Genomic DNA, 1,546 nt, shown 5'->3' on the forward strand with positions numbered 1-1,546 from the left:
CATATTACCCCTCATGCACAACCTTCTTGGCAACTGACAATTTAGTTGCGGACTCTGCCCAACCCAGATGTTGCATGTGACAACCCAACTTTGACGCACCAGGGAGTGGCGAAAGGCTGAGCCCCGCCACCGAAAGATGACGTTGGCAGCCGAGAGACAAAAAATGCCAGGGTAGCTAGCGAACGCATTTACTTAATCCCCACTTGCAACTACCACATAACGCTTCAAGCAGGGGCCCGCGTTAGCGGGTCCCGGCGCGAAGCGCTGATCTTCACCCGAAAAAACGGACACTGGATTAGGCCGCATCAGCTTCATACTCAGCGGGGCTCATATAAGCAATCCCAGAATGTAGCCGCTCCCGGTTATAGAAACCGTTGATATAGGATGCGAGAGCTGAGCGAAGCGCTGGTTCATTTGCGAAACATCTTCCTCGTATCAATTCTGCCTTCAGACTATGGTAGAAAGATTCCATATGCGCATTGTCGGTGCAATGGCCCAGGCGGTTGTAGCTCCGCTGCAATCCGTGCCTCGCGAGCTCCTCCTGGATCGCGTACGCCATGAACTCGATCCCGCGGTCAGTGTGAAAGATTAAACCTGGTGCCGGTTTGCGTCGAGCAATGACACGCTGCAGAAGCGGCAGGACGTCGCCGGCGGTACGGTTGCTGCACAGCGACCAACCGATGATCCGTCGTGAATATAGGTCCATTATCGTTATCAGGTGTTGATAGCTGGTACCTACCTTGATGTAGGTCAGGTCAGCCACCCATTGTTGGTCGGGCGCCGTTGGTAGTGAAAGTCCCAGACGGAGATTCTCGCCGTCCTGCTGGAACCGCTTCCAGGCTGGCCGGCGCTGCGTCACCGTTACCACTCGTCCCTTTAGCCCACTCTGCCGCATTAGCTTTGCCACACGCTTTTCGCCAACCCGAATGCCGTCTCGACGTAGCATACGATGCACGCGGGGACTGCCGTAAGTGCCGCGACTCTTGGCGTGTATCCGGTGAATCTCCTCCAGGAGTGCCACCTCTTCTATCGCTCGAACGCTGGGCTTCCGCTTTAACCAGCTATAGTAGCCACTGGGCGACACACCCAGCCAGTCACAAAGGTATCTGACGCCTAGCTCGCGTCCGTATCGCTGGATGAATCCAAATCGTTCTGATGTTGTTCCGCCAGATACCGTTGCCACTTTTTTAGCAGTTCATTCTCCTTCTTAAGGCGTGCATTCTCTCGCTCAAGCTGACGAAGGCGATCCATCTCCTTCTTCTCCATTTCAAGGTCGGTGGGCTTGGTGTCCTCTACCACAATTCTGCCTTCCCGGAGTTCTTTCCTCCAGCGCGAAAGCATGAAGGGGTGAATGTCTAACGCCTCTGCTACGTCTTTCACTTTCACATCGGGGAGATGCGAAAGCTGCACTGCCTTGGCTTTGAATTCATTGCTGTACTGCCAGGTCTTTCTGGGTCGGGTATACCTGGGCATGCTGGGACTCCTCGTTAGGTTGAGGTGTCCGTTTTACCGGGTGAAGTTCACGCCCTTGCTGCCTTGACTTGTT

Annotated in this window: 1 protein-coding gene; it reads right to left on the reverse strand. The window is 54.6% G+C overall.

All coding sequences use genetic code 11. From position 1 onward, the window contains the following. Positions 1 to 295: 295 nt before the first annotated feature. A protein-coding gene (locus tag E4634_RS21085) for an IS3 family transposase (RefSeq protein ID WP_135446662.1) occupies positions 296 to 1,473 on the reverse strand; the annotation gives its coding sequence in 2 pieces (ribosomal slippage) (positions 296 to 1,191 and positions 1,191 to 1,473; 1,179 coding nt in all). Positions 1,474 to 1,546 lie beyond the last annotated feature (73 nt).

It is taken from the genome of Mangrovimicrobium sediminis (assembly GCF_004745945.1).
Lineage (GTDB): Bacteria > Pseudomonadota > Gammaproteobacteria > Pseudomonadales > Halieaceae > Mangrovimicrobium > Mangrovimicrobium sediminis.